Origin of the sequence: Serratia sp. (in: enterobacteria), from assembly GCF_052400455.1 — a bacterium.
GTDB lineage: Bacteria > Pseudomonadota > Gammaproteobacteria > Enterobacterales > Enterobacteriaceae > Serratia > Serratia ureilytica.
The window spans coordinates 4,593,869-4,616,752 of record NZ_CP185812.1 but is presented as its reverse complement, the minus strand read 5'-3'; the positions used below and the strand labels follow the sequence as shown (position 1 = coordinate 4,616,752).

Sequence of the window (22,884 nt, the reverse complement as noted above, 5' to 3'; positions counted from 1 at the left end):
TCCCTAATCGAAGTTCATCTTGCTGGCTTTCAAATTCAGGATCGCCAGCGCGCCCACCAACAGGAAGATCAGCGTGGCGATGGCGGCCGCCAGCCCGAAGTCTTGCCCGCCGCCGCCTTCGAAGGCGATGCGGTAGGTGTAGCTGACCAGCAGATCGGTATAGCCGGCCGGCGTGGTGGTGCCGATCATGTCCGGGCCGCCGTTGGTCAGCAGCTGGATCAGCACGAAGTTGTTAAAGTTGAAGGCGAAGCTGGCGATCATCAGCGGCGTCAGCGGCTTGATCAGCAGCGGGAAGGTGATGCGGAAGAAGTTTTGCCACGGGTTGGCGCCGTCCATCGCCGAGGCCTCGTACAGATCGTCCGGGATGGCCTTCAGCAGCCCCATGCACAGGATCATCATGTACGGGTAGCCGAGCCAGGTGTTGACGATCAGGATCATGCTCTTGGCGGTGAGCGGATCGCTGAACCAGGCCGGTTTGATGCCGAACAGGTGGCTGAGCATCATGTTGATCTCGCCGAAGCTCTGGTTGAACAAGCCTTTGAAGATCAGGATCGAGATGAACGACGGTACCGCATAGGGCAGGATCAGCAGCACGCGGTAGATAGCCTTGCCTTTCAGCGCCTCCCACTGCACCACGCAGGCCAGCACCATGCCGACCGCCACGGTAAGGATCACCGTCATCACCGAGAACACGAGGGTCCAGATGAAGATCGACACGAACGGTTTTTTGATGCCCTCGTCCTGCAGCACCCGCAGGAAGTTTTTCCAGCCGGTGGTGACGGTATAGCCTGGGCTCAGGGTTTCCTGCGCCCAGCCGCCGTCGGCGTTGATCGCCTGATAGAAGCCGATGTCGCCGTTCGGCCGGTAGCGCACCTGAGTCTGGTTATTGGTCAGCGTGCTGCCGTCTTGGTCCAGCGCATACAGCGGACGGGTGCCGGAGAACTGGCGCAGGGAGCTCATGCGCAATTCATCGCCGTCCGGCAGCTGCGCCACCAGTTGGCTCAGCGCCTGCCGGTTCTGGGTGATCACCCGCAGCGTGGCGGGTTCGCCCTGCGGCGCGGCGCTCTGGGCCGTCAATTTCAGGGGGAGCGGCGGCGTCGCGTCGAGGCGGAAAGGCTCGGAAATCAGCGGCTGTTCACTGTCCGGCGAGGTCAGCTGCAGGCGCCACTGCTGGTTTTCCGCCGGGTAGAGGCCGAAGGTGAAGGTTTTGCCGCTTTGGAACTGACGCTGCATCAATACCGATTGCGCGCGCTCAAACGTCAGCTGGTTGGTGCTGCTGTAGTTGGTAAAGGCGATGGCGATGGTGCAGATCAGCGGGAACAGGACGAACAATCCCATGCCGGCGACGCCGGGATACACATAGCGCCAGGCGTAGGCGCGGCGGTTGGCGAAGACGTAAAGCCCGGCGCTGACCAGGATCAGCGTCAGGATGGCGAACAGGTATTCACCCTGTGCATACATCAACACAATCAGGTAGCAGGTCACCAGGCTGAACAGGCCGACCACCAGCCATTTCAGCGCGTCGCTTTGCCACCACTTCGATTTTTTACGCGCAGGCGTCCCGGCGTGAGCGAATTGCATAGGGCGTTCCTTTCTGTGAAGCAACGGCGGGGCGCCACGGCGCCCCGCACGACGACATTACTTGGTGATACGGGTCTGCACATCGTCCAACGCGGCTTTCACCGTTTGGCGGCCGCTGACGGCGTTGAGCACCGCGCTGCGTTCGGCGTACCAGAAAGCGCTCATCTGCGGAATGTTCGGCATGATCTCCCCGTTTTGCGAGTTCTGCATGGTGGCGGCGATCTTCGGATCTTTGGCCAGCGTTTCCTGGTAGGACTTCAGCGCCACCGCGCCCAGCGGTTTGTCTTTGTTGACGTCCGCCAGCCCTTCGTTGGTCAGCAGATAGTTCTCGAGGAACTCGGTCGCCAGTTCTTTATTCGGGCTGGCGGCGTTGATGCCGGCGGTCAGCACGCCGACGAACGGTTTGGACGGTTTGCCTTTGAAGGTCGGCAGCAGCGTCACGCCGTAGTTGATTTTGCTCTGCTCGATGTTGTTCCAGGCCCACGGGCCGTTGATGGTCATCGCGGTCTGGCCTTTGTTGAACGCGGCTTCGGCGATCGAGTAATCGGTATCGGCGTTGATGTGTTTGTTTTTCACCAGATCGACGATGAACTGCAGGCCGGCCTGCGAACCGGCGTTGGCGACGCCGACATCCTTGATGTTGTATTTGCCGTTCTCATACTTGAAGGCATAACCGCCGTCGGCGGCGATGATAGGCCAGGTGAAGTAGGGTTCCTGCAGGTTCCACATGATGGCGCTTTTGCCGCTGGCGCGCAGCTGTTTGTCCAGCGCCGGGATCTCTTCCCAGGTCTTCGGCGGCTGTTTGACCAGGTCTTTATTGTAAATCAGCGACAGCGCTTCGACGGCGATCGGGTAGCCGATCAGCTTGCCGTCATAGCGCACGGCGTCCCAGGTGAACGGGAACAGCTTGTCCTGGAAGGCTTTGGACGGGTGGACTTCGGCCAGCAGGCCGGACTGCGCATAGCCGCCGAAGCGATCGTGGGCCCAGAGGATGATGTCCGGGCCGTCGCCGGTGGCGGCCACCTGCGGATATTTCTCTTCCAGCTTGTCGGGATGCTCGACGGTGACTTTGATGCCGGTGTCTTTTTCGAATTTCTTGCCGACTTCGGCCAGGCCGTTATAGCCTTTGTCACCGTTGATCCAGATAACCAGTTTGCCTTCCTCTATCTTGGCGAAGGCGGAAGAAGAGAGCACCAGAGTAGCCAGTGCCGAGAGCGCCAGCGTACGGGCGAGGGTAATGCTGCGAGTCATAATCCAGTCCTTCTTTTTGTGGGCACATAAATCAAGGAGAGACGTTTCGCGATCATAGTGGGTCACAACGCGACATATTCTCATCCTCCCCCCCTCTACGCCCCTGAGATGAGGAGTGTGATCCAGTTAACGTTGCGCTCTATTCTGTGGCGTCAGGCACAAAATAGGGGGGCGATTTTTGCCGGTTTGATCACAGATTTGCCTTAAGCGCGGAACTTCTCATCGCCGCGGTCGTTCTCTCATCCTCCCGTCTCCTCCCCCATGAAAAATCCTGTTACGGATGATTACCCTTTCCGGCGACTCCCGCACTATCGGCCCATTGATTTTTAACGCCACGCGCAGCAGGGATACCGGATTTATGTCGTCAATGCCTATCGCCACTCAGCCCACCCTGTACCGGATCCATCCGGCCAGTTTCCGTGACGGAAACGGGGACGGCGTGGGCGACGCGCACGGCATGCTGGCGGCGCTGCCGTACCTGAAAGCGCTGTCGATCGACGGTCTGTTGCTGCCGCAGACGCTGGCGCCGGAGGCCGAAACGGCGGTGACGGGCGAAGGGCTGACGCTGTGGTACGCCGACGAAGCCCATCGCGTTCGTCATGCCGCCGACGTGCAGCGGTTCGCCCACGGCGCGCTGGCGCTCGACGTGATGCCGTTCAGCGCGGAAAAGCTGGTGGCGGTGCTGCATGCCCGCCGCGCCACGTTGGCGGACAGCCTGTGGAGCACCGGCGACGCCGATCAGCCTCGGGTGGTCAGCCGCTGGGGGCAGGGCGACCTGCGTTCCGCCGCCGCCTTTTTGACGCTGCTGGCGATGTTGCCGGCGCCGATCTGCCTGTACCAGGGCGAGGAGCTGGGGCTGCCGCACGCCGCCGGCCTGCAGGATCCGCGCGGCGCGCAAACGCCGATGCCGTGGCATGAAGCCCCCGAACAGGTCACCGCCGGGGAGATCAGCTGGTATCAGCAGGTGGCGATCGAACACCGCGCGTTGGCCATCAGTCGCCAACAGCACGACAGCCACTCCACCTTGCGTTACTGCCAGACGCTGCTGGCCCTGCGCCGTTCGCCGCTTTTCCAGCGCGGCGAGCTGAGCGCGGTCAGCCAGCGCGATGGCGTGGTGCGCTTACTTATTACCCATCAGGATCAATGCCTTGAAGCGCTGATAAACCTGCAGCCTTATACTCAGGCGGCCGCGCCGTCTGAGGCGACCTTGCCGTTGGCATGGCAGCACGGCGCGCAGCAAGAGGGTCATCAATGGGTTTTGGCGGGCTTTGCCTCCGCCATTTTCACACGACATGTTAACTGCGAAAGCAGGGGAGTAACGCATGGCTAGCGTGACACTGCGCAGCGTTTATAAGGCCTTCGGTGAGGCCGTGATTTCCAAAGACGTCAATCTGACCATCGAAGACGGCGAGTTTGTGGTGTTTGTCGGGCCGTCGGGCTGCGGCAAATCGACGCTGCTGCGCATGATCGCCGGGCTGGAGGACATCACCTCCGGCGACCTGCTGATCGGCGAGAAACGCATGAATGAAGTGCCGCCTTCCGAGCGCGGCATCGGCATGGTGTTCCAGTCTTACGCGCTGTATCCGCACCTGTCGGTGGCGGACAACATGTCGTTCGGCCTGAAGCTGGCCGGCGCCAAGAAAGCGGAAATCAATCAACGGGTGAACCAGGTCTCCGAGGTGCTGCAGTTGGCGCACCTGCTCGATCGGCGGCCGAAGGCGCTGTCCGGCGGGCAGCGTCAGCGCGTGGCGATCGGCCGCACGCTGGTGGCCGAGCCGGACGTGTTCCTGCTCGACGAGCCGCTGTCCAACCTCGACGCCGCGCTGCGGGTGCAGATGCGCATCGAGATCTCCCGTCTGCACAAGCGCCTGCAGCGCACCATGATTTACGTCACCCACGATCAGGTCGAAGCGATGACGCTGGCCGACAAGATCGTGGTGCTCGACGCCGGTCGTGTGGCGCAGGTCGGCAAGCCGCTGGAGCTGTATCACTACCCGGCCAACCGCTTCGTCGCCGGGTTTATCGGCTCACCGAAGATGAACTTCCTGCCGGTCAAGGTCACTGCGGCGGAGCCGCGACAGGTGCAGGTCGAACTGCCCAACCGCCAGCTGGTCTGGCTGCCGGTGGAAGGCGCGGGCGTCCAACCCGGCGCCAACCTGTCATTGGGCATTCGCCCTGAACATCTGCTGCCCGGCGAAGCCTCTGAAGTGCGGCTTACCGGCGACGTGCAGGTGGTGGAGCAGCTCGGCAACGAGACGCAAATCCATATCCAAATCCCGGCCATCCGTCAAAACCTGGTGTACCGCCAGAATGACGTGGTGCTGGTAGAAGAAGGTGCCACATTCGCCATCGGCCTGCCGCCTCACCGCTGCCACCTGTTCCGTGAAGACGGTACGGCATGTAAACGGCTGCACCAGGAGCCGGGCGTTTAAAGCATCAAAGTCGGTATAACAGGAGAATAATGATGACTACTCTGCGCAAACTTCCTCTGGCACTGGCTGTCGCCGCCGGTGTTCTCTCTACTCAGGCGCTGGCCGTGGATTTCCACGGTTACGCCCGTTCCGGCATCGGCTGGACCGGCAGCGGCGGTGAGCAACAGTGCTTCAAGGCCACCGGCGCCGCGAGCAAATACCGTCTCGGCAACGAGTGCGAAACCTACGCCGAACTGAAACTCGGGCAGGAAGTGTGGAAAGAAGGCGACAAGAGCTTCTATTTCGACACCAACCTGGCCTATTCGGTTTCGCAGCGTTCTGACTGGGAAGACGTGACGCCGGGCTTCCGCGAAGTGAACGTGCAGGGTAAAAACCTGATCGAGTGGCTGCCGGGTTCCACGCTGTGGGCCGGTAAGCGTTTCTATCAGCGTCATGACGTTCATATGATCGACTTCTACTACTGGGATATCTCCGGCCCGGGCGCCGGTCTGGAAAACATCGATCTGGGCTTCGGCAAGCTGTCCGCCGCCGTGACCCGCAACTCGGAATCCGGCGGCTCTTACGGCTACCTGGATAACGAATGGAAACAGCGTCCGACCGTCAACGATACCTTCGACGTGCGCTTGGCCGGGCTGGAGCTGAACCCGGGCGGCACCCTGGAGCTGGGCGTGGACTACGGCCGAGCCAATGCGCAGGACCACTACCGCCTGGCCGACGGGGCCAGCAAAGACGGCTGGATGTTCACCGCCGAACACACGCAAAGCATCCTGAACGGTTACAACAAATTCGTGCTGCAGTACGCCACCGACTCGATGACCTCGCAGAACAACGGCCGTAACGAAGGCGCCACCATCGATAACAACGGCAAGATGATCCGCGTGCTGGATCACGGCGCCATCGACTTCAACGATCAGTGGGCGCTGATGTACGTCGCCATGTTCCAGGACATCGACCGCGACAACAACAACGGCACCACCTGGTACACCGTCGGCGTGCGCCCGATGTACAAATGGACGCCGATCATGAGCACCCTGCTGGAAGCCGGCTACGACAACGTCAAATCTCAGCGCACCGGCGATCGCAACGGCCAGTATAAAGTGACCCTGGCGCAGCAATGGCAGGCGGGCAACAGCATTTGGTCGCGTCCGGCCATCCGCCTGTTCGCCACCTACGCCAAGTGGGACGAGAAGTGGGGCTACGCCACCGGCGATGACACCGGGTATAACGCCGGCACCGCTTACAACGACACCAGCATGCATACCTTCAGCCGCGGCAAGGATGACGAAGTCACCTTCGGCGCCCAGATGGAAATTTGGTGGTAACGACAGGACGGGGAGGGCCGCCGGCTCTCCCCCAACCGCATTCGCCGCAGCCCGATCTCTTGCCTGATCCGCCGCGGTGCTGAAAGAGGATATAACGATGAAAAAGAATCTGCTGTCACTCTGCCTGTCGCTGGCGCTGACCGTCGGCGCGCCTTTGGCGGCCAACGCCGATACGCCGGCCAACGTTTCCGTCGCCCCGGCCATCAGCGCCGCCACGCTGCAAAGCCTGCCGTGGCAGCCGCTGCAACCGCCGGTGTCGCAAGAAGTGAAGCTCGACGCCGTTAGCCCGCAGCTCAATCAGGGCGACATTCAGGGGGCGATCGCCGCCTATACGCTGCCGGCCGATCGCGGTTCGCTGGAAGTGACGCTGAGCAGCCTCGCCAAGAACAATTCGCTGTACGCGCCGAGCGTGCTGGTGCTGGACGAGCATCTGCGCCCGGCGGCGTATTACCCGAGCAGCTATTTCCCGTATCAGCCGCCGGGGGCGATGTCCTCCGATCGCCTCGAAGGCACGTTGAAACTGACGCCGGCGCTCGGTCAAAAACAGATTTACCTGCTGGTGTACACCACCCGTCAGGATTTGGCGAAAACCACGCAGTTGACTAACCCGGCCAAGGCCTACGCGCAGGGCGTGGGTAACGCGGTGCCGGATATCCCGGATCCGATCGCCGGCCACGCGACGACCGGCACGCTGAAGCTCAAGGTGACCGCGGAACAGGGCACCGGCAACGTGATGATCGGCATGCTGCAGCCAGCGCCGACCGTGGCGCCGGTGGTGGTGGGATCAACCGCACCGGCCACCGTGGCGGCGCCTGCACCGACGCCGGAGAAACCGGCGGAGCCGATGCTCAACGATACCGAAAGCTACTTCAATAACGGCATCAAGCAGGCGGTGAAGGCGGGCGATATCGACAAGGCGCTGAAACTGATGAATGAGGCCGAGAAACTGGGCTCGACCACTGCGCGTAAAACGTTTATCAGCAGCGTAAAAGGCAAGGGGTAACACCCGACGCTGCCGATGCTGGCTCGATGATTGGTGCGCTTTGGCGCACCTTTTTTCATCCGCGGGCCAGCGTTGCGCCAATCAACGCCAGCAGACGGGCGTTATCGACCTGCTGCATGATGCGCACCGGCTTGCCCTGCGGCGGCGGCATGCCTACCGTCAGGCGCAGGCTGTCCGGCCGCCAACGGCGTGAGCTGCCGCGCGTCAGCGCCCCTTCCAGCGCCACATCCACATGGAACATCTCGGTCGTGACCAGCTGCGGTGCCAGCAGCCAGGCGATCACCAGCGCATCATGGATCCAGCAGCCCGGCAGGCGCCGCGTATGGCGCGAATAATCGATCCACGGCTGCGTGGTGGCGCGCAAATAGCGGCACAGCGGCGTATCCGGCTGCGTCAGTGCGGCCAGATCCGCCTGGGTCAGCATGGTCTGGGTGGTGACGTCCAGCGGCGCCAGCGTGATAGCGGCGCCGCTGTTCAGCACCAGCCGCGCGGCTTCCGGATCCAGGCCGAAATTGGTGTCCTTGATGTATCCCTCGACGTTGAACACGCCGCCCATGATCACGATCTCTTTCACCGCCTGCGCCATCTGCGGGTACAGCTGCATGGCGTGCGCAACGTTGGTCAGCGGGCCGATCGCCGCCAGCGTTATCTCGCCGGGATGGCGGCAGATCAGCTCGCCGATGGCGATGGCGGCGTCCGGTGCGGGCGCGTTGGCGAGTGAGGGCGCGGGCAAGTCGCGCCACAGCGCCGCCAGCTTGGGATCGGCGATCGGCCTGTCCAGATGCGCGCGCCATGGCTCCGGCGGCTCGCTCAGGGCGCGCGCCGCGCCGAGGGCGACCGGCACCTGGTAGCCGCTTTGCGCCAGCAGCTCGCTGGCGACGGCGAAGCCCACTTCGCGCGGGGTGTTGCCGGCCACGATGCTGATCAGTTCCAGCTGCAGCTGCGGTTTGGCCGCCAGCGCCAGGGCCAGCGCCAGGCCGTCGTCGACGTTGGCACCGGGAACGCCGTTGCCGGGATCGCAATCAATGATCAAACGCATAGAAGGTGTCCTGAAAAACCGCTAACAGCCGCACGAGCGGCGGATGCGCAGTTGAAAAGCGAATTCATGCAGCTCGGCGGGCGCGGCGCCGGCGGCCAGCATGGCGATGGCCCGCTTGGCCATGGCGTCGATAGGCTGCTCGACCGCGCTGAGCGGCGGCACGCTGAATTCGGATTGCTGCGTGCCGTTAAAACAGATCAGCGCCAGATCGTCCGGCGCGCGCAACCCATGCTCCGCCAGCGCCGACAGGCAGCCGAGCGCCTGCTGCTCGTTGGAGGTGAAAACGGCGCGCGGGCGCGGGCCTTGCACCATGCGCTGGGTGGCCTGGTAGCCGCCCTGGCGGGTGTAAGGCGCCTCGAAAATCCACTCGTCGCGCGGCGCAATGCCCGCCTCCAGCAGCGCATCGCGCCAACCGTTCAGGCGATCCTGCGCGTTGAGCATGGTTAGCGGACCGATAAAAATGCCGATGTCGCGATAGCCGTGCTGCAGCAGATGGCGGGTCGCCTGGCAGGCGGCGTCGCGCTCGTCGACGCGGATGGCGCAGACGCCGGCCTGGCTGTCGATGGTGTCTATCATTACGCAGGGCGTGCCGGAGGCGCGGATCAGATCGAACCACGGATGGCGATCGACGCTGGTGTACAGCAGGCCGTCGACCTGGCGACGCAGCAGGTTATTGATCAGCTCATACTCGCGCTGCCGGTCATCGCCGGCGTCGCCCAGCAGCAGCACGCGGCCGCGGCTAAAGGCCTCCTGCTGCAGCGCCCGCGCCAGCGTGGCGAAGAACGGGTTGGAAATATCCGGCACCACCAGCCCGTAGGTTTGCGTGCTGCCGGAGGCCAATGCCCGCGCGATGTCGTTCGGCCGGTAGCCGGTCTGCTCGATCGCCGCCAGCACGCGCAGCCGGGTGGCTTCCGCCACCGGGCGCGGGCCGTTGTTGATCACATAGCTGACCACGGCGACGGAGGTGCCCGCTACGCGGGCCACGTCGGCGCGGGTAACGCGTCGCGCGGAGTGATTATCCAAATTGGGATCCTGTTCGCCTTCTCGCTACGCGGCGTCCTGCGGCAGGTTGAGATCGCGGCCGCGGGTTTCGGGAGCAAAGAAGGTGGTGATTAAGCCGATGGCCGCCATTACAACAAAATAGCAGGCGACAGGCCACCAGTGACCGAAACCGGACAGCAGCGCGGTGGCGATCAGCGGCGCGGTGCCGCCCGAGAGGATCGAGCCGAGCTCTTTGGCGAACGCCATCTTGGAGTAGCGATTCTTCACGCCGAACAGTTCGACGCCGTAGGCCGCCTGAACGCCGAAGATCCCCAGCGACGCGATGCACATGCCGACCACGATCACCGAGATGACGATAGCCGGTTCACGGCTGTCGAGCAGCCAGAACGCCGGGAAGGCGTACAGCACCAGCAGCAGGCAGAACCAGCGGTAGGTAATGCGGCGGCCGAAGCGATCGGACAGCCAGCCGGCCAGCGGGATCACTAGGAACCCGCACAGCGAGGCGATCAACACCGCCAGCGCCGGCACCGATTTATCGACCATCAGCACCTTGGCGACATAGCCGACGATAAAGCCCTGGCACAGGTAGGAAGGGCCGTTTTCGCCGATGCGCAGGCCGAGCATCACCCAGAACGCTTTGGTACGTTGCAGGTAGCTGCGCGTATCCGGCGCGGCCTGGGCGGCGTCCAGCATGCGCTGGTGGTTTTGCTGCAGCTCGCGTTCGAACACCGGCGTTTCCCGCACGTGGCGGCGCAGGTACAGCGCCACCCCGGCGATCAGAATGCTGGCGAGGAACGGAATGCGCCAGCCCCAGCTCATCAGATCTTCCTTGTCCAGCTGCAGCACCAGCAGCCATACCAGCGACGCCAGCAGGGTGCCGCTGTTGGAGCCGATGGCGATGATCGACGCCACCAGCCCGCGCCGCTTGGCCGGCGCGTATTCCGCCAGCATCACCGCGCCGCCGGACAGCTCCGCGCCGGCGCCGAACCCCTGCGCGAAGCGCAGGATCACCAGGCAGGCGGGCGCCCAGACGCCGATTTGCGCATAGGACGGGATCAGGCCGATCAGCGTGGTGGAGAGGCCCATCAGCGCCACGGTGGTGATCAGCACCACGCGGCGGCCTTTGCGGTCGCCGATCCAGCCGAACACCAGCGCGCCGATCGGCCGCGCGACGAAGCCGACGGAGTAGGTGGCGAAACTGGCCAGCAGCGCCACCAGCGGCGTGGCTTCCGGGAAGAACACGTCGCCGAACACCATGCCGGCCGCCAGGCCGTACAGCGCGAAGTCGACGTATTCCATGGCGGTGCCGAGCCAGCAGGAGAAGGTGGCGCGCCAAAATTGGCTGCGCCCCTCTTTGGTTGCCAGGCGTTCATCGGCCGCCAGCGCGGCGTCGGCGGTCTGTGAAGGGGCAAGCGTTGTTTCGCTCATGGCAGTGCTATCCTCTTTTGTTCTGCGCCTGGAGGGGCGCGGTTAAAGATGGTTTCCCTGGTGCCGGCAACAAAGGTGTGCCGACAAATCATGTCGGACGCATGGCGATTCAACGCTGCCGTATCAGGGTATCTACGCGCGTAGATAACACAACGCGAGGAAGCTGAAACTTTGCGGGCGATCACAGAATCGTCAGCGCGCCGGGAAATGAAGATAGAGAATGCGGATGGCAAAAAGATGACAGAACCCCGGTTTTTCCGGCCGATAGGCCTGCCGTTTTCGCCACGAATCAGCCTGCCGCTTTCGCATTTCTGCGCTACAATGGGGGCCTGTTAACAGTTTGTATCGTCTGGCGCGCCGTACCGGCTGCGGTTCAGGCGAGGAGTAAAGCAATGTCTGGCATCAGGGATTCCATCCTGCCGCCGCTGGAGTGGTTATCCGAACAGGATCCTCCGGCGCCCGCCGCCGTCAGCGACTGGCTGATGGAGTTAGGCTCCATGACCCGCCGATTTGAACGCCATTGCGCCCAGGTGCGCGTTGAACCGCAGCGCGAATGCTTCGTCACGCGCGAGGCGCTGGGCGACGAGGCGAACCACCTGCCCGACAGCCCGCGCTACTGGCTGCGCGAAGTGGTGCTGCTGGGCGACGACCAGCCCTGGCTGCTGGGGCGCACGGTGATCCCGGAACATACGCTGACCGGCCCCGATCAGGCGTTGGTGGATCTGGGGACGCTGCCGCTCGGGCGCTATCTGTTCAGCAGCGGCGATCTGACCCGCGACTATATCCATATCGGCCGGCAGGACGCGCTGTGGGCGCGTCGTTCACGGCTGCGGCTGGCGGGCAAGCCGCTGCTGCTGACCGAACTGTTTTTACCGGCTTCGCCGCTGTATTCAGCGGTTCCCGCATAAGAGAGGAGAGCAAGACGTTGGAGGGAAGCGTGACTCAAAGTAAATGGCGGGCTTACAGCCATTTGATGCGCATTGATAAACCGATCGGCACGCTGTTGCTGTTGTGGCCGACGCTGTGGGCGCTGTGGCTGGCCGGGAAAGGCGTGCCGCCGCTGTCGATTCTGGTGGTGTTCGTGCTCGGCGTGTTCCTGATGCGCGCCGCCGGCTGCGTGGTGAATGACTACGCCGATCGCGCGGTGGACGGCTACGTAAAGCGCACCGCCGGGCGGCCGATGCCGAGCGGCCGGGTGAGCGCGAAAGAGGCCAAGGTGCTGTTCGTGGTGCTGGTGCTGATCTCGTTCTGCCTGGTGTTGACGCTGAATGCGATGACCATCTGGCTGTCGCTGGCGGCGCTGGCGCTGGCCTGGGTGTATCCTTTTATGAAGCGGGTGACCAACCTGCCGCAGTTCGTGCTGGGCGCCGCGTTCGGCTGGGGCATTCCGATGGGCTATGCGGCGGTCAGCGAATCGCTGCCGCTCAGCTGCTGGCTGCTGCTGCTGGCGAATATCTGCTGGACGGTGGCCTATGACACGCTGTATGCGATGGTCGATCGCGACGATGATCTGAAAATAGGCATCAAGTCCACCGCTATCCTGTTCGGGCGTTATGACAAGCTGATCGTCGGGCTGTTGCAGTTCGCAACGCTGTTGTTGCTGGTGTGGGTCGGTTATCTGGCGCAGCTCGGCGGCGCGTTTTACTGGTCGCTGTTGCTGGCGGGCGCGCTGTTCATTCACCAGCAGAAGCAGATCGCCGGGCGCGAGCGCGAGGCCTGTTTCAAGGCCTTCCTGCAGAACAATTATGTTGGGCTGGTGGTGTTTATCGGCATCGCGCTCAGCTATCTGCCGGCGTAACGGTTTCCTGCAGCAAGAAAAAAGGCACCCCTCGGGGTGCCTTTTGTGTTTCCGCGCCGGGTGAAATCACTCGTCTTTCTCTTCTTGCGCATCGGTTTGCGGCAGAGCGTTGGTCTCTTCCGGCATGTTGACGCTTTCGATGGTCAGCTTGATTTCCGGCGTGATCAGATCGCTCAGCATGTTGTACACCTCGAGGGTGTGCTCGCGGATCGCATCGCCGCTGTCGTTGATGTAGCCTTCTTCGCGCAGCGTCGCCACCAGGGTGGAGAATACCGCCTTGTCGAAGAACTCCGGCGCGTTGATGCCGTGCAGCACCGACAGACGCTGCGCCATGATGCGGCTCTCTTTCTCCAGCGCGCCGCGGTTGATGCTCGGGTTGGCGCTGAGGATCGACATGGTGATGGCGTAGCGTTGCAGGGTTTCGCGCACCCCGGCGGCCAGCAGCTGCAGCGGGCGAATGCGCGCCGGGTTCAGCACCAGCTCGTCGCCTTTGTCGCAGATCAGCTGTTGGCGGATCAGCTCGTCGATCATCGGCCGCAGCACGTCCGGCAGCTGCTCCTTGTCGTTATGCAGGAACAGCTCGGCTTTCAGCATCGGGTAAATCATGCCAATCTGGCGCAGCAGTTCGGCGCGCGATACCCGGCGATGATGCATGACGATGCTGGCGATCAGCGACGGCAACACCAGCAGGTGGTGGATGTTGTTGCGGTAATAGGTCATCAGCACCGCCTGCTCGCGCGGCAGAATGATGATGTCGCCGATGTTGTCCTTTTCCACCTCGAACTTGTTCATGTTCAGCGCGTGATCCAGCAGCTCGTCCGGCGTCTGCGACGGTACGGTGACGTCATGCGCGTAAGGCGCGTTGCGCATCAGCTGCAGGTAGCACTCGAGCTGCTCGAGCAATTGTTCGCGGGTCAGCGAACGCTGGCGCGAGGCCAGCAGCGCGGTGGAACACAGGTTCATGGCGTTGGCCGCGGCGGCATTGTTGATGCGCACCATGATCTGGCCGGCGAGATCGTTGACCGTCGGCGTCAGCCAGCTTGGGCGCTGAGCCTCGATCGGATCGATCGACTCGCGCCACTGCGGCACGTGCTGGTTGAGGTAAGCGGTCAACGGCAGTGGTTCGCCGAAGTTGACGTAACCCTGGCCCAGATTGCGCAGTTTGCGCAGGCCGCGCAGCATCTGCAACAGGCTCTCTTTTTCCTTGGTGGCGCCGCGCAGCTCTTTGGCGTAGGTGCCCACTTCCATCACATGCTCGTAGCCGATGTAGATAGGCACCAGCGTGATCGGACGGGCGCCGCCGCGCAGCATCGCCTGGATGGTCATCGACAGGGTGCCGGTTTTCGGTTCCAGCAGACGCCCGGTGCGGGAACGGCCGCCTTCCACGAAGTATTCCACCGAGTAACCGCGGGTGAACAGCTCGCCGAGGTATTCGCGGAACACCGTCGAGTAAAGCTTGTTGCCCTTGAAGGTGCGGCGGATGAAGAACGCGCCCAGACGACGGAAGATCGGGCCGGCCGGCCAGAAGTTGAGGTTGATGCCCGCAGCGATGTGCGGCGGCACCAGGCCCTGGTGATACAGCACGTAGGACAGCAGCAGATAGTCCATGTGGCTGCGGTGGCAGGGCACGTAGACGATCTCGTGGCCGTCCTGCGCCAGCTGGCGCACGCGCTCGGCGTTGGTGACGTTGATGCCCTGATACAGCCGGTTCCAGGTCCAGCTCAGCACGCGATCGGACAGACGCACGGTTTCGTAGGAGAAGTCGGCGGCGATCTCTTCCATCAGCGCGATGGCGTTCTGCTGGGCCTTCTCGTGCGAGATCTTCTTGCTGCGCGCTTCGTCCTCGACCGCTTTTTCGATCGCTTTGGACGCCAACAGCTTGTTGAACAGATCCTGACGGGCCGGCAGGCTTGGGCCTACTGCGGCCAGGCGCTGACGCGAGAAGTGCATGCGCGCCACGCGCGCCAGTTTCTGCGCGATGGTTTTATCCGTGCCGTGTTCGGTGGCCATGCGGCGCAGCGAAACGGTGTTGGAGAAGCGCACGAAGCTGTCGCGGCCGAGCCACAGCACGGCGAAGAATTTTTGCACGCCGTTCAACAGACGCAGGTGCGGCGTGCCGTGGCCTTCGCGGCCCGGCGAGCGGCCGAACATGACCGAAACCGGCAGCATCTGAATGTCGAGATCCGGATTGCTGCGATGCAGATCCAGGTAGTCGTGGAATAGCTTTACCGACTCTTCTTTCGGGGTGTAGTAGCGGAACACGCGCGGGCCGTCGTGAATGAACACGTAGCTCGGCAGCACGGTGCCGTCGATCTCCAGCGCGTTGAGCGGATCGGGCAGATCCTGCGCCAGGCACTGGGTGCGCAGCGTCAGCAAATCCGCCTTGGAATTGTAAGGTAAAACATACAAAATCGGCCGTGAGGGATCCAACCCTAGCTCGGTAACCGGATCTGAAGGGATGACCTTACTTCTTACCAACAATTTAAGTGGTAAATTCAATATTTTATAATAAATTTTACGCCAACCTGACATAACAACGTGAAGCCTCTTGTTAGCAATGCGCCGCAAGCATACCAGAAACCGGGTAGCAGATCTGTGGTGTTCGAAAACCGAGAGCCGTCAGCGCGGACTGTTCTAGACTCTTTTTATTATGACCGACCTCTGAGAAAGGCACGAAAACATGGCAAACCAAGCAACCGGATTGACCCGCATCATCAAGGCCGCCGGCTATTCTTATAAAGGGCTTTCCGCCGCCTGGCAACACGAGGCGGCGTTCCGCCAGGAACTGGTGGTGACCCTCCTGGCTATCATACTGGCTGTCTGGCTGGACGTGGGTGCGATAGCGCGCATTTTATTGATCGGATCGGTGACGCTGGTGATGATCGTCGAGATCCTGAACAGCGCGATCGAGGCGGTGGTGGATCGCATCGGCAGCGAACACCATGAGCTGTCCGGGCGGGCCAAGGACATGGGATCGGCGGCGGTGTCGCTGGCGATCGTACTCGCGCTGTTCGTTTGGGGCACGGTCTTGTGGCAGCATTTTGGCTGACGCAAAGCGCCTACTGACTGATTTTTATTTATTCTTCGGTTCCCAATCCGCGCTTACCTGTATATACTCACAGCAAGACTGTATAAACAAACAGGGGGCGGAATGAAAGCACTAACTACCAGACAGCAAGAGGTCTACGATCTGATTCGCGATCATATTTCGCAAACGGGCATGCCGCCGACGCGTGCCGAGATCGCGATGCGTCTGGGGTTCCGTTCGCCTAACGCCGCCGAAGAGCACCTGAAGGCGCTGGCACGCAAAGGCGTGATCGAAATCGTCTCCGGCGCGTCGCGCGGTATCCGCCTGCTGATGGAAGAAGAAGAAGGGCTGCCGCTGATCGGCCGCGTCGCCGCCGGCGAGCCGCTGCTGGCGCAGCAGCACATCGAAGGGCACTACCAGGTGGATCCATCCCTGTTCAAACCGAGCGCCGATTTCCTGTTGCGAGTGAACGGCATGTCGATGCGCGACATCGGCATTCTGGACGGCGATCTGCTGGCGGTGCACAAAACGCAAGACGTGCGCAACGGCCAGGTTGTGGTCGCGCGCATCGAAGACGAAGTGACGGTCAAACGCTTGAAAAAGCACGGCAACGTGGTTGAACTGCTGCCGGAGAACAACGAATTCCAACCGATCGTGGTCGATCTGCGCCAGCAGAATTTCACGATCGAAGGGCTGGCGGTCGGCGTGATCCGCAACGGCGACTGGATTTAATCGCCGCGCCATCACCGCCGCTCCCTGAATCAATCGCCCCTGTTTTGGGGCGTTTTTGTTTCTGACTTCGCCCTTCGTCACTCTGTCACAGGAACATCCCATCATGCGCCTGATTTCCGCCTTCACCAGCGACACCGATAAAGCCCTGTGGCGCCTCGCCCTGCCGATGATTTTCTCCAATATCACCGTGCCGCTGCTCGGGCTGGTGGACACCGCGGTGATCGGCCACCTCGACAGCCCGATCTATTTGGGAGGCGTGGCGATCGGCGCGGTGGCGACCAGCTTCCTGTTCATGCTGCTGCTGTTCCTGCGCATGAGCACCACCGGCCTCGCGGCGCAGGCGCTGGGAGCGAAGAACCCGCAGGCGCTGGCGCGCGCCTTTATGCAACCGCTGCTGCTGGCGTTGTTGGCCGGGGGGGCGATCGTCCTGTTGCGCTACCCGATTATTGAACTGGCGCTGCGGATCGTCGGCGGCGATGGCGAGGTGCTGGAGCAGGCGCGGCGTTTTCTTGAGATCCGCTGGTTGAGCGCGCCGGCGGCGCTGGCCAACCTGGTGCTGCTGGGCTGGCTGCTCGGCGTGCAGTACGTGCGTGCGCCGGTGATCCTGCTGATCGTCGGCAACCTGCTGAACATCGTGCTGGATATTTGGCTGGTGATGGGCCTGGGTTGGAACGTGCGAGGGGCGGCGGCGGCCACCGCCATCGCCGAATATGCCACGCTATTGCTCGGCCTGTGGCTGGCGTGGCGGGTGATGCGTCTGCGTGGTATTACCCTGGCGATGTTGCGTCAGGCCTGGCGTGGCGATCTGCGTCGCCTGCTGGCGCTCAATCGCGACATCATGTTGCGTTCATTGCTGCTGCAGCTGTGCTTTGCGTCGTTGACCATTTTCGGCGCTCGCCTGGGGAGCGATGTGGTGGCGGTTAACGCGGTGTTGATGAACCTGCTGACGTTTACCGCCTATGCGCTCGACGGCTTCGCTTATGCGGTGGAGGCCCATTCCGGCCACGCCTACGGCGCCCGGGACGGCAGCCAACTGCGTAAGGTGTGGCACGCGGCCTGCAGGCAGGCGGGGCTGGTCGCGTTGGCCTTCGGCCTGGCGTATGCCGTTACCGGCCAGCAGATCGTGGCGGCGTTGACCTCCCTACCGGAGCTGCGCGCGTTGGCCGCCCACTATTTACCGTGGCAGGTCATTTTGCCGCTGGTCGGGGTGTGGTGCTATTTGCTGGATGGCATGTTTATCGGCGCCACGCGCGGCGCTGAGATGCGTAACAGCATGGCGGTGGCCGCGGCAGGGTACGGTCTGACGCTGTTCAGCGTGCCGCTGCTTGGCAATCACGGGCTCTGGCTGGCGCTGGCGGTGTTTCTGACGTTGCGTGGCGTGGCATTGGGCTGGATTTGGCGCCGTCACCAGGTGCGCGGCAGCTGGTTTACTGCACATTAAACCGGACGTTTTGTTGGGTTAATGGTTAGCTTTTCTTATGATTTTGGTCATGTTTGCTTACATGTTTTCAGCCTTGATCTGTTCGCGTTAGTTCGTTGTTTGTTAGCGTTTTTTGTTTTTATTTTGTTTGTTAATGGTTTTTTATTCTGTGTTTTGGCTTTTTTATTTCCATGTTTAACTAGAATGAATCATGTGGCTGGTAAATGAAGGGGAGCGGTGCTTCTTAAGGTGAAGGAAGCATCGGCCAGAAAAATTTCTGGTTAACCCCGGCCGGCGACAGGGATCACTGATTCACCACAGGTTAACGGAGAGACTATGAATAAAGATCAAGCCGACGGTAACTGGAAGCAGCTGAAAGGCAAAGTGAAAGAGAAATGGGGCAAGCTGACCGATGACGATCTGACGGTCATCGAAGGGAAACGCGAACAGCTGGTCGGCAAAATTCAGGAGCGCTACGGTTACCAGAAAGAGGCGGCCGAAAAAGAGGTGAAGGCCTGGGAAGATCACACCAAACACCGCTGGTAACACGCAGGGCCGCCACTGACGGCGGCCGGCAACAGCGCAGGCCGGCGTCGCTCCATCCTCTGGCGCCCCGGCCGCAGGTACAGGGAAGTACCTGACTTCGTCTTACTTCTTCTTGATGGCGATGCTGTGATCGTGTTCGGCGCAGTCATGCTTGCTGTCACAAGCTTCAACTTCAACGCAACCGGCGCACAGACCGTGCGCTTCCACCACGCTGTGCCGCAGTGCAAATCCGGCTTCCTGCGCCAGCTTCTGCAGCGTTTCCTCCACGCCTTCGGTGGTGCGTTCGGTCACCTGGCCGCAGCGGTCGCAGATAAACAGCGCGGACGTATGCATCGGCTGTTCGAAATGGTGGCACAGCACGTAGCTGTTGGCCGATTCCACTCGATGGATAAACCCTTGCTCCAGCAGAAAATCCAGCGCGCGGTATACCGTCGGCGGCTTGGCCTGCGGTTCGGCGACGCGCAGCAGATCGAGCAGGTCATATGCGCTGATTGCACCGGGTTGCTGAGTCATCAGACGCAGCACTTCCAGCCGTTGCGGCGTCAATCGCACATTGCGTTGCTGGCAGAGGCGTTCAGCCTGCGCCAGCAGCTTTTCCTGGGTGGTTGAGTTCATCGCAAATATCCCGGTACGTAAAAAAGCCGATTTTACCATGATTACGGCGAATCGCCGAGAGTTGCCCCCTTTTCCCCTGATGATAGCGCAGGGAAAGGCGCGTCGATCGCGCTAAAAGAGAGATGCGTCACAACTTTTCCCCGCCGTCGGGCGGCAAATCAACGTTGCCGGTTTTAGCGCTGGAGAGCGGGGGGCGAGCGCGGTATAACGCCTTTTACCCGCGTGATGAGCAGGAGCCCTGTGTGATGACGGAAAGAGAGAAGCTGTTAAGCGGCCTGGAGTACAACAGCCGCGATGAAGAACTGATCGCCCTGTACCATCGGGCGAGGGCGTTGATCAAAAGCTTGGGGGCGCTGGACTCGCATCAGGCGGACGAGAAAAACCGCCTGCTCGGCGAGCTGTTCGGCGCCTGGGGGGAAGCGAGCTGGATTGAAACGCCATTCTGGTGCGACTACGGGCAGCATGTCCGCATCGGTAAAAACTGTTTTATCAACGTCAACGCGGTGTTCCTCGACTGCAATACCATCACCATCGGCGACAACACGCTGATCGGCCCCAACGTGCAAATCTATACGCCGAGCCACCCGCTGAAGGCCGCAGAGCGCTTCACCGGCGATCCGGATTTCCCTTTCCGCACCTCGGCGCAGCCGGTGTCCATCGGCAACAACGTCTGGATCGGCGGCAACGTAGTGATCCTGCCGGGAGTGACCATCGGCGACGGCACCACCATCGGCGCAGGCAGCATCGTTACCGGCGACATCCCGGCCAACGTGCTGGCGCTGGGGCAGCCATGCCGGGTTATCCGCTCGTTGGAATAGGGCGTTATCGACGATCAGGAGGCAAGGGGGCGGGATGGCGCTCTTTGCGGTGCGGGCCGTCGTTTGCCAACGGGCGGTCATCGGCCAATGCCAGACGTGCGGCCGCCAAACGGCTCATGACGGTGCCGATCGGCACCGCCAGCACTTTTGCGGCCTCCCGGTAAGACAGCCCTTCGACATACACCAGAAACAGCGCGTTGCGCTGGGCCGTCGGCAGCCGGCTGACGCGCCGCATCACTTCATGGAGCCAGACCGGCTGTTCGCCGTTGTCCGCATCGCCCAGCTCTTCCGCCGCCATGCAGCCTTGCCCCTGGCGAAGATGTTGGGCGCGAACTTCATTGAGCCAAATGGAGTGCAAGATGGAAAACAGCCAGCGATCCAGGTGTGAACCGGGGGTGAATTGCGCGGCGCGCTCCAGCGCACGCAGGCAGGTGGCCTGCACCAGATCGTCGGCGACATCCCGCCGGTGCGAGAGCACCAGCGCATAGCGCCACAGGCGGGAGAGATAGTGGCCGAGTTCATCGCGTATCGCATCGCCGCTGATAGTCACCTCCGCAGGCGCGTCGGATCAAGATTCCGGGTGGCGGTCGATGGCCGCCGCCAAATCGCGGTACTCCTCGCACCCGGTGCCGCACAGCGACTGGATCACCTGCAGCTGTTGGCGAGCCAGATCGGGCCGGCCTTTCAGCATATAGGCTTCCCCCAGGTACTCGCGCACTTTGGGGTATTTCGGATCGAGGGCTACTGATTTTAAATAATAGCCGATCCCTTCATCGGTGCGGCCAAGTTTGCGCGTGGCGTAGCCGCGATAGTTCAGCGCAACGGCAGTGTTGGGATCTTTCAACGTATTGAGCATATCGAGCGCTTCCTGATAGCGGCCGCTTTTCGCCAGTGCATAGGCGTAGTTAGTGCGGTCGGCGTCGTCGACCTTGCCGCTTTTATCTACCATGCAGGTCTGAGTTTTGCTGTCGTAGACCTGGCCTTTCGGACAGGTTGGCGGTGTTTGGCCGCTGCCGTCGCCGCCCATCGCCAGCGCCGCGCCGGACAACAGCAGGCAGCCGGCAATGGCCGATGCCAGCAGGCGTTTAATGAAGCTGTTCATGGTTATGTCCTCAAGGCAGAGGCGCCGTGCGCGCCCGTAATGAGATAACACCTGAACGAGCGGGTTTATTCGCCTTGTCTCCGCTTATTTTTGCCGGCGGCAAGCGGGTTTTCCCAACGGCGCCGATTGTCGTTATAATAGCCGTTTGCGGCCGCGCGCCGTTCGTTGAACCCAGACAGACTCAGGTAGCCAGTAACTCAGCATGACGAAAGACAACCACGCCCCAACCTACGCCGCCAATCGTTTCTCCATCGCGCCGATGCTCGACTGGACCGATCGTCATTGCCGTTACTTCCACCGCCTGCTGACCAAGGAAACGCTGCTGTACACCGAGATGGTGACCACCGGCGCGATCATCCACGGCAAGGGCGACTATCTGGCCTACAGCGAAGAAGAGCATCCGGTGGCGCTGCAGCTGGGCGGCAGCGATCCGGCCGCGCTGGCGCATTGCGCCAAGCTGGCGGAGCAGCGCGGTTACGATGAGATTAACCTCAACGTCGGCTGCCCATCCGATCGGGTGCAAAACGGCATGTTCGGCGCCTGTCTGATGGGCCAGGCGGCGCTGGTCGCCGATTGCATCAAGGCGATGCGCGACGTGGTGTCGATCCCGGTGACGGTGAAGACCCGCATCGGCATCGACGATCAGGACAGCTACGCCTTCCTGTGTGACTTTATCGAGACCGTCGCCGGGCGCGGCGAGTGCGACATGTTCACCATCCACGCGCGCAAGGCCTGGCTCTCCGGCCTCAGCCCGAAAGAAAACCGCGAAGTGCCGCCGCTGGACTATCCGCGCGTCTATCAGCTGAAGCGGGATTTCCCGGCGTTGACCATCGCCATTAACGGCGGGGTGAAAACGCTGGAAGAGGCGCGGCAGCACCTGCAGCACTTGGACGGCGTGATGATGGGGCGCGAGGCGTATCAGAATCCGGGTATCCTGGCGCGAGCCGACAGCGAACTGTTCGGCGCGCAGACTGCGGTGCCGGACAGCGTGGCGATCGTCGAAGCGCTGTATCCGTATATCGAGCGCGAGCTGTCTAACGGCACCTATCTTGGCCACATTACTCGCCATATTCTCGGTCTGTTCCAGGGCGTGCCGGGCGCGCGCCAGTGGCGTCGCCATCTGAGCGAGAACGCCCACAAGCCGGCCGCCGATGCGCGGGTGGTGGAGCAGGCGCTGGCGCTGGTGCGTCAGCCGCGCGTCGAAATGGCGTAATCCACAAAAAATTTGACCAACAGTTAGTGTTTTTCGCCAGGCGTTCGGTACGTTACCGGATGCCTGTCCCCTGTTTTCAATGGGTTAGCCCATCCGCCGTTCTGGCACGCTTCTTGTAATCCACTCTGCAGATACGTTGTATTGCAAAGGAGCAATCATGTTGGAAATCTTCTTTCTCATTGGTTTTGTGGTGATGCTGATGGTGACCGGCATCTCGCTGCTGGGGATTTTCGCTGCGCTGTTGGTGGCGGCGGCATTCATGCTGTTGGGCGGGCTGTTCGCGGTGGTCATTAAGCTGCTGCCGTGGCTGATTTTGGCGGTGGTTGGGGTATGGATTTACCGTTCAATGCAGAAACCCCAGATCCGGCGTTACTGATTTTTTGCTGAATAATCAGACAGTCACACTGAAACTTGCACAATTCCCCGCACCGCGAATGCGGCAGCGATCACAGCTTGGCAGTTTTCCCCGGCGATGTGGCACATAAAGCGTGTTTTTTGCCGGACGGGGCTGTTAGGATGTGGGTCGATGCAGTGATGCGACCGATTTCATCACC

At 61.8% G+C, this 22,884-nt stretch carries 22 protein-coding genes; 13 read left to right on the top strand and 9 right to left on the bottom strand.

Going from position 1 to position 22,884, the window contains the following annotated elements; all coding sequences use genetic code 11:
• Positions 1 to 3 precede the first annotated feature (3 nt).
• Positions 4 to 1,581 carry a maltose ABC transporter permease MalF gene (gene malF, locus ACORQT_RS22165; protein WP_042785469.1) on the bottom strand — a complete coding sequence of 526 codons (1,578 nt, stop codon included), beginning with the start codon at positions 1,579 to 1,581 and terminating at the stop codon, positions 4 to 6.
• 57 nt (positions 1,582 to 1,638) lie between these two features.
• Positions 1,639 to 2,832, bottom strand: a complete 1,194-nt coding sequence (malE, locus tag ACORQT_RS22160; RefSeq protein ID WP_033651209.1) for a maltose/maltodextrin ABC transporter substrate-binding protein MalE — start codon at positions 2,830 to 2,832, stop codon at positions 1,639 to 1,641.
• A gap of 358 nt (positions 2,833 to 3,190) precedes the next feature.
• On the opposite strand from malE, the gene ACORQT_RS22155 reads away from it, so the two are divergent.
• From ACORQT_RS22155 to malM, 4 genes are all read left to right on the top strand, one after another.
• Positions 3,191 to 4,162, top strand: coding sequence for an alpha-amylase family glycosyl hydrolase (locus ACORQT_RS22155; protein WP_033651344.1), 972 nt, complete (start codon positions 3,191 to 3,193; stop codon positions 4,160 to 4,162).
• On the top strand, positions 4,155 to 5,264 hold the full coding sequence (gene malK / locus ACORQT_RS22150) for a maltose/maltodextrin ABC transporter ATP-binding protein MalK (RefSeq protein WP_016930284.1): 1,110 nt from the start codon (positions 4,155 to 4,157) through the stop codon (positions 5,262 to 5,264). Before ACORQT_RS22155 ends, malK begins: the two co-directional genes overlap by 8 nt.
• Positions 5,265 to 5,296: 32 nt before the next feature.
• Entirely contained in the window at positions 5,297 to 6,586 is a 1,290-nt protein-coding gene (locus tag ACORQT_RS22145) for a maltoporin (RefSeq protein ID WP_072626867.1), read from the top strand.
• Between the two features lie 97 nt (positions 6,587 to 6,683).
• Positions 6,684 to 7,589: a maltose operon protein MalM gene (malM, locus tag ACORQT_RS22140; protein ID WP_033644398.1), complete on the top strand. Its 906-nt coding sequence runs from the start codon at positions 6,684 to 6,686 to the stop codon at positions 7,587 to 7,589.
• Positions 7,590 to 7,644: 55 nt separating this feature from the next.
• Here the strand turns inward: malM and ACORQT_RS22135 are convergent, their stop codons facing one another.
• Genes ACORQT_RS22135 through ACORQT_RS22125 form a run of 3 tightly spaced genes read right to left on the bottom strand, consistent with a single transcriptional unit; the run spans position 7,645 to position 11,058 of the window.
• Entirely contained in the window at positions 7,645 to 8,628 is a 984-nt protein-coding gene (locus ACORQT_RS22135; RefSeq protein ID WP_089195236.1) for a nucleoside hydrolase, read from the bottom strand.
• A gap of 21 nt (positions 8,629 to 8,649) precedes the next feature.
• The gene (locus ACORQT_RS22130) at positions 8,650 to 9,651 is read right to left on the bottom strand and encodes a LacI family DNA-binding transcriptional regulator (protein ID WP_042785467.1); all 1,002 of its coding nucleotides are present in this window, start codon (positions 9,649 to 9,651) and stop codon (positions 8,650 to 8,652) included.
• Positions 9,652 to 9,675: 24 nt separating this feature from the next.
• Positions 9,676 to 11,058 (bottom strand): MFS transporter, encoded by a 1,383-nt coding sequence (locus ACORQT_RS22125; protein WP_033651213.1) that lies wholly within the window; start codon positions 11,056 to 11,058, stop codon positions 9,676 to 9,678.
• A 392-nt stretch (positions 11,059 to 11,450) separates the two neighbouring features.
• Here ACORQT_RS22125 and ubiC point away from each other — a divergent pair, with 392 nt between their 5' ends.
• Positions 11,451 to 11,966 (top strand): chorismate lyase, encoded by a 516-nt coding sequence (gene ubiC / locus ACORQT_RS22120; protein ID WP_033651214.1) that lies wholly within the window; start codon positions 11,451 to 11,453, stop codon positions 11,964 to 11,966.
• Positions 11,967 to 11,983: 17 nt separating this feature from the next.
• Entirely contained in the window at positions 11,984 to 12,856 is an 873-nt protein-coding gene (gene ubiA, locus ACORQT_RS22115) for a 4-hydroxybenzoate octaprenyltransferase (RefSeq protein WP_025304455.1), read from the top strand.
• A gap of 66 nt (positions 12,857 to 12,922) precedes the next feature.
• Here ubiA and plsB read toward each other — a convergent pair whose 3' ends face one another.
• A complete protein-coding gene (plsB, locus tag ACORQT_RS22110) occupies positions 12,923 to 15,388 on the bottom strand; it encodes a glycerol-3-phosphate 1-O-acyltransferase PlsB (protein ID WP_046897191.1) in 2,466 nt (821 codons plus the stop codon).
• 148 nt (positions 15,389 to 15,536) lie between these two features.
• Between plsB and ACORQT_RS22105 the strand changes: the two genes are divergently transcribed.
• The 4 genes from ACORQT_RS22105 (at position 15,537) to ACORQT_RS22090 (ending at position 18,582) form a co-directional block, all read left to right on the top strand.
• A complete protein-coding gene (locus tag ACORQT_RS22105; RefSeq protein WP_033651215.1) occupies positions 15,537 to 15,905 on the top strand; it encodes a diacylglycerol kinase in 369 nt (122 codons plus the stop codon).
• Positions 15,906 to 16,007: 102 nt separating this feature from the next.
• Positions 16,008 to 16,616: a transcriptional repressor LexA gene (lexA, locus tag ACORQT_RS22100; protein WP_025160136.1), complete on the top strand. Its 609-nt coding sequence runs from the start codon at positions 16,008 to 16,010 to the stop codon at positions 16,614 to 16,616.
• A gap of 103 nt (positions 16,617 to 16,719) precedes the next feature.
• Positions 16,720 to 18,057 carry an MATE family efflux transporter DinF gene (gene dinF / locus ACORQT_RS22095; protein ID WP_164057679.1) on the top strand — a complete coding sequence of 446 codons (1,338 nt, stop codon included), beginning with the start codon at positions 16,720 to 16,722 and terminating at the stop codon, positions 18,055 to 18,057.
• A 315-nt stretch (positions 18,058 to 18,372) separates the two neighbouring features.
• Positions 18,373 to 18,582 (top strand): CsbD family protein, encoded by a 210-nt coding sequence (locus ACORQT_RS22090; RefSeq protein WP_004936743.1) that lies wholly within the window; start codon positions 18,373 to 18,375, stop codon positions 18,580 to 18,582.
• A gap of 102 nt (positions 18,583 to 18,684) precedes the next feature.
• On the opposite strand, the gene zur is transcribed toward ACORQT_RS22090, so the two are convergent.
• The gene (zur, locus tag ACORQT_RS22085) at positions 18,685 to 19,197 is read right to left on the bottom strand and encodes a zinc uptake transcriptional repressor Zur (RefSeq protein ID WP_015379223.1); all 513 of its coding nucleotides are present in this window, start codon (positions 19,195 to 19,197) and stop codon (positions 18,685 to 18,687) included.
• Positions 19,198 to 19,442: 245 nt separating this feature from the next.
• Between zur and ACORQT_RS22080 the strand changes: the two genes are divergently transcribed.
• On the top strand, positions 19,443 to 20,015 hold the full coding sequence (locus ACORQT_RS22080; protein WP_033651216.1) for a sugar O-acetyltransferase: 573 nt from the start codon (positions 19,443 to 19,445) through the stop codon (positions 20,013 to 20,015).
• A gap of 4 nt (positions 20,016 to 20,019) precedes the next feature.
• On the opposite strand, the gene ACORQT_RS22075 is transcribed toward ACORQT_RS22080, so the two are convergent.
• On the bottom strand, positions 20,020 to 20,565 hold the full coding sequence (locus ACORQT_RS22075) for an RNA polymerase sigma factor (protein ID WP_080491974.1): 546 nt from the start codon (positions 20,563 to 20,565) through the stop codon (positions 20,020 to 20,022).
• Positions 20,566 to 20,583: 18 nt separating this feature from the next.
• Positions 20,584 to 21,117, bottom strand: coding sequence for a tetratricopeptide repeat protein (locus ACORQT_RS22070; RefSeq protein ID WP_033651218.1), 534 nt, complete (start codon positions 21,115 to 21,117; stop codon positions 20,584 to 20,586).
• A 202-nt stretch (positions 21,118 to 21,319) separates the two neighbouring features.
• Here ACORQT_RS22070 and dusA point away from each other — a divergent pair, with 202 nt between their 5' ends.
• Positions 21,320 to 22,330 (top strand): tRNA dihydrouridine(20/20a) synthase DusA, encoded by a 1,011-nt coding sequence (gene dusA, locus ACORQT_RS22065; RefSeq protein WP_164057678.1) that lies wholly within the window; start codon positions 21,320 to 21,322, stop codon positions 22,328 to 22,330.
• Positions 22,331 to 22,487: 157 nt separating this feature from the next.
• Positions 22,488 to 22,706 (top strand): envelope stress response protein PspG, encoded by a 219-nt coding sequence (gene pspG / locus ACORQT_RS22060; RefSeq protein ID WP_033644411.1) that lies wholly within the window; start codon positions 22,488 to 22,490, stop codon positions 22,704 to 22,706.
• Positions 22,707 to 22,884: the final 178 nt, after the last annotated feature.